At 69.5% G+C, this 4,624-nt stretch carries 5 protein-coding genes; all 5 read right to left on the reverse strand.

The window, feature by feature from the left end:
- Window positions 1-776: beta-1,6-N-acetylglucosaminyltransferase (locus GXY47_13535; GenBank protein ID NLV32164.1), on the reverse strand; the 776-nt coding region annotated here is incomplete at its 3' end.
- The gene (gene glf, locus GXY47_13540; GenBank protein ID NLV32165.1) at window positions 761-1,900 is read right to left on the reverse strand and encodes a UDP-galactopyranose mutase; all 1,140 of its coding nucleotides are present in this window, start codon (window positions 1,898-1,900) and stop codon (window positions 761-763) included. The genes glf and GXY47_13535, both read right to left, overlap by 16 nt.
- 14 nt (window positions 1,901-1,914) lie before the next feature.
- Complete coding sequence (locus tag GXY47_13545) at window positions 1,915-2,826, reverse strand: hypothetical protein (GenBank protein ID NLV32166.1); 912 nt, start codon at window positions 2,824-2,826, stop codon at window positions 1,915-1,917.
- Window positions 2,827-2,855: 29 nt separating this feature from the next.
- Window positions 2,856-3,500, reverse strand: coding sequence for an NAAT family transporter (locus GXY47_13550; protein ID NLV32167.1), 645 nt, complete (start codon window positions 3,498-3,500; stop codon window positions 2,856-2,858).
- Between the two features lie 51 nt (window positions 3,501-3,551).
- On the reverse strand, window positions 3,552-4,610 hold the full coding sequence (locus tag GXY47_13555; protein ID NLV32168.1) for an FAD-dependent oxidoreductase: 1,059 nt from the start codon (window positions 4,608-4,610) through the stop codon (window positions 3,552-3,554).
- Window positions 4,611-4,624: the final 14 nt, after the last annotated feature.

Here is a 4,624-nt window from a genome sequence, read left to right on the forward strand (position 1 = left end):
AGGCGCAGGCACCGGCGGCTCCTCGAAGGGCCCTCGTCGACGACGTCGGAGTGGAGGGTGCCGCGCAGATCCGAATTCATGACCAGCGTTTGAATGAAGGCCTCGTCGGGGCAGAAGACGTGGCGCGAAAATTTCTCTTCGCACCAGGCCCGGCGCGCGAGGACGTGGCGCGCCAGCGCGTCGGTGATGCTGCACCAGGAGTCCCCGAAATAGTACGGGTAAGGTTCGGTTTTCCGCCCCGCCCGGAGCCGGTACTGCAGCCGCCGGGTGCAGCGGTTGAGAAAGAAAAGCGTCCGCAGGGGCCGGTGCCGTGCGCGGGCGTGCCGGATCCATGGGTTGTAGGCGTAAAACCGGGTCCAGTAGCTCTGGTGGACCCGGTCGGGCCCCCCCCAGAGCGAAACGAAATTGACCGGGACCCGCCGGCCGCCGACCTCCTTCAGGGCGCCGCGGAAGAAGTCATGGATCCGGTCCTGGCTCGCAAGCGGCAGATCCTGCCCCGAGACGAGATGGTAATAGTCGTAGCTCCGGCGACGCGTCGCCGCCTCGAGCAATTCGAAGGTGGCGTCGCAGATGGAGTAGGAGGCGTAGACGATGGGGACGCGCCTGACGAACTCCACCCGCGAGCGGCGGCAGGCGCCCTCGAGCCTCTCGAAGGGGACGCTTTGGCTGTTGGCGTCGATGTGCAGGTAGAGGTCGTTGCGGGCGTCGTCGTAGAGGGCGAGCGCCTTTTCGAGCAGGTCCCAGCTGCCGTGCGCCTGGATCAGGTACGCGTGCATTTCCCCCCTCGAAACCCGGTCCCGGACAGCCCCCGCACCGCGCCCAGGGCGGCGGCGATGGTGTCGTCCATGTCGTGGTAGCGGTACTCGGCCAGCCTCCCGCCGAAGAGGACTCTTCCTTCAAGCTCGGCCTCCCCGGCGCGGTAGAGCCCGAGGCGGGCCAGGTTGTCCGGGGTCCGCACCGGGTAACACGGTTCGCACCCCGGCGCCCGCTCCGCCGGGTACTCCCGGGTGACGAGGGTGCGGCCGCCCGCCGGTTTCGGATCGAAATGGCGGTGTTCCACGATCCGGGTCCAGGGCACCTCCCGCTCCGTGTAGTTGACGACGGCGTTCCCCTGGAAATCATCGAACGGGAGCTCCTCGGGCTCGAAGCGCAGCGAGCGGTACTCGAGCGGGCCGAATTCGTAATCGAAGAAGGCGTCGAGGGCGCCGGTGTAGATCACGAGCGGGTGGTGCGCCATCCAATACCCGCGGTCGGCGAGGAAGTCGGTCTCCAGCTCCACGGCGACCCCCTCGAGCAGCCGTTCGAACACCCGGCCGTACCCCTCGGTCGGGACCCCCTGCCAGCGGTCGGTATAATAGTTGTCGTCGAAATCGAGCCGCACCGGCAGGCGGCGGATGATGTCGGCGGGGAGCTCGCGGGGGTGGCGGTTCCACTGCTTCCAGGTATAGCCGAGGACGAAGGTCTCGTACAGCTCCTCCCCTATATGGGCGAGGCACCACCCCTCGACGCTGCTTTCGTCCCCCCCGGGGCGGCGCCGGAGCCTGAGGGCCTCCTCGGCCTCGGCCGGGGTGGAGACGCCGAAGAGCTGGTGCAGGGTGAGCAGGTTGATGGGAAAGGAAAAGACGCGGTCCCCGAAGCGCACCCGGGGGCGATTCACGAAGCCGTTGAAGGCGCCGAACCGTTGGACGTAGCGCCAGAGCTCGGGCGCGTCGGTGTGAAAGACATGCGGGCCATAGACGTGCTCGTGGCAGCCGATGTCGGGGTGGGGGCGCGTGTGGCAATTCCCCCCGACGTGGGCGCGTTTTTCCACCACCCGGCAGCGGATGCCGGCGTCGGTCAGTTCGCGCGCGCAGACCGCCCCGAACAACCCCGCCCCCACGATGAGCACCGGCCCGGCCATGATTCCTCCGGCAACTACTCTACCACGGGGATTTCCCACAGGGGCTGGTGCGCGTTCTCGCTCGTGAGATAGAGGGTCCTGCCGTCGGGACCGTAGCAGATCGCCTCCCCCTGGGGACGGGGCGGCGCCTTGACGGCGCGGGGCGCGCGGGAGAAGGCCCGGGCCCACGGTTCCCCCTCCGCGCGCGTGAACTCGTGGGCGTCGCCGTAGGTGAGCACGACGGCGCGCCTCCCGTCGGGGGAGATGTCCATGGCGTTGGGGTAGGGGAGGCGGACCTCGGCGACAAACCGGGCGACGTGGGGGCCTTCGGACCCGGGCGCCGGAATCGGCAGGGAGTAGATGCGGCTGACGGCCGGCTCCTTGCTGAGGAGGTAGACGGTCGATTCCGTCGCGTCGACGGCCACGGCCTCGCAGTCGCGGGGGCCGTCCTCGTACCGGAACCGGATTTCGGAATCGGGGGCGACCTCGAGGGCCGGGGCCTCCTCCCCCTCGGAGGGAGGGGGGATCAAAGGCTCCCGGAGGAGATGGAGGACGCCGTATTCCCGCCGCCTCGAGTTGTCCCCCACATCGGCGACCAGGATCCACCCCTCGCCTCGGGCGCGGTACGAGGCGATGTCTTCCCAGTCCAGCGCCGTCACCCCCTCGAGATGTACCACTCCCAGCGTCCTCCCCCCGCGGTCGATCAGGAAGACGCGCGCCGAGTCCCCCGAATCGTTGTGGGTCCAGAACGCGTCAGGGTGACGGATGGAGGCGGCCAGCCCGCTCGATTCGTCGATACGGGGGTCGGCGATCCGGGCGATCTCCCGAGCCGGGCCGTACCGCAGGACCGGGCCCGGTTCCGCCGGCGCCGGGCCGGCCGCCCTCCGGCAGGCGGGGGAAAGGAACGAGGCCGCCAGGATGAGGACCGGAAGCAGTCTGGATCGCACGCTTACCTCCAAAAGGGACGTTCCCGTTTTCAGGGAATGAGTTTCAGGTCGATGAGGCCGTTCAGCATGAATTGCACGGCGATGGCGGTCAGGACCAGGCCCATCAGGCGCATGAGGATGCGGATCCCCGTCTCCCCCAGGAAGCGGCGCACCCGGTTGGCCCCGGCGAGGATGAGGAAGGACGCGAAGGCCGTCACCGCGATGGCGGCGTACACGATGGCCGCCTGCCACCAGTGGGACGACTGCCCGATCAGCACCATCACCGTGGTGATGGCCCCGGGGCCGCCCAGCATCGGGATCCCCAGGGGGGTGACGCCGACCTCGTCCTTGGCCGCCCCCTCCAGCCGTTCCTCGGTCACCTCCTGCGTCCCCGAGCGCCGCGCCTGGAGCATGTCGACGGCGACCAGGAAGAGGATGAGGCCGCCGGCGATCTTGAAGGCGGGGAGCGTGATCCCGAAGAGTCTGAAGATGAGGGTGCCCGCCAGCGAGAAGAGGCCGAGGACGAGAAAGCAGGTCCAGGCCGCCTGGCGCGCCATCCGGCGCCGCTTCTCCTCGCTGTCGTCGGCCGTCATCACGAGGAATGCGGGGATCGTCGCCAGCGGGTCCACGATGATGAAGATCGAGCTGAGGCACACGAACGAAAATTGCAGGATAGGCTTCAGTTCCGCATCCATTGCCCGCGCCTGTCCGAAAAGGGGAGCCGGTTGAGACCGGACCCCATCATACTATATGTAGGCGGCGGCGCGGAAGGCCGAGCGCACTGCGGTGGCTATGGTGCCGGGTTCGGCCGCGTCCCCGACGATGAAGACCTCCGTTTCGGGCGCCGACCGGCGCAGGTTTTCGGCTTCCTCCCGCCGGGGGGTCACCCCGAGCGCCAGCAGCACCGTGTCGGCCGGAAACTCCCGGATGTCGCCCGTGCGCGTGTCGCGGCAGAGGACGGTGCCGTCCGTGACCTCCTCGAGCCGGCAGTAGTGGCGGACCGGGATCGCGTACTTTTCGAGGAGGGCCGTCAGCTCCATCGCCGCCCCCCCCGCCGAGGCGGAAAGGCCCGACAGGTCGGGCGCCATCTCCACCAGCGTCACGTCCTTCCCCCGCATCCGGAGCCCGAGGGCGCATTCGACGCCGACCGATCCGGCGCCCACGACGACGGTCCGCTCCCCCACGGCCGCTGCGCCGCTGTCGGCCTCGGGCGCCCAGTGCACGTGGGGCTTGTCGATGCCGCCGAGCGGCGGGACGACGGGCGTCGATCCGACGGCGATGACGAGGGCGTCGTAGCCCTCGGCGTCCAGCAGCTCCCGGGTCGCCTCGGTGTTGAGAAGAATGCGCGCGGGCGCGCGCCCCGCCCGGCGCACCAGGTAGTCGAGGTAGTCGCGCACGTCCCGCTTGAAGGGGAGGACGGAACCCTCGACGACATGCCCCCCCAGCCGGTCGCGCTTCTCGTAGAGGGTGACGTCGTGGCCGCGGGCGCAGAGGGTTTCGAGCGCCTCGAGGCCTGCGGGGCCGCCGCCGACGACGGCCACCCGCTTTCTCACCTCCGCCCTTTTCACCTTCCCTTCGGGGAATTCGGTCTCGTTCCCGAGGAAGGGGTTGACGGCGCAGTTGATGACGGCGGGGACCAGCAGGCGCAGCCCGCAGTACTGGCAGCGGAGGCAGGGGCGGCGCTCCCCTTCGCGCCCGAGGGCGTACTTGCGCGGCATGGCGGGGTCGGCCAGCAGGGGGCGGCACATGGCGACGAAATCGGCCTTGCCCGCGGCGAGGATCTCCTCGGCGCTGCCGATGTCCATGATGGCGCCGACGG

This window comes from Acidobacteriota bacterium (assembly GCA_012729555.1).
In the GTDB taxonomy this organism is placed as follows: domain Bacteria; phylum Acidobacteriota; class UBA6911; order UBA6911; family UBA6911; genus UBA6911.

Bases quoted from the DNA above. Each gene is read 5' to 3' on its own strand.
- glf (NLV32165.1), bottom strand. From the start codon at position 1,900: ATGGCCGGGCCGGTGCTCATCGTGGGGGCGGGGTTGTTCGGGGCGGTC.
- GXY47_13555 (NLV32168.1), bottom strand. From the start codon at position 4,610: ATGGACATCGGCAGCGCCGAGGAGATCCTCGCCGCGGGCAAGGCCGAT.
- GXY47_13550 (NLV32167.1), bottom strand. From the start codon at position 3,500: ATGGATGCGGAACTGAAGCCTATCCTGCAATTTTCGTTCGTGTGCCTC.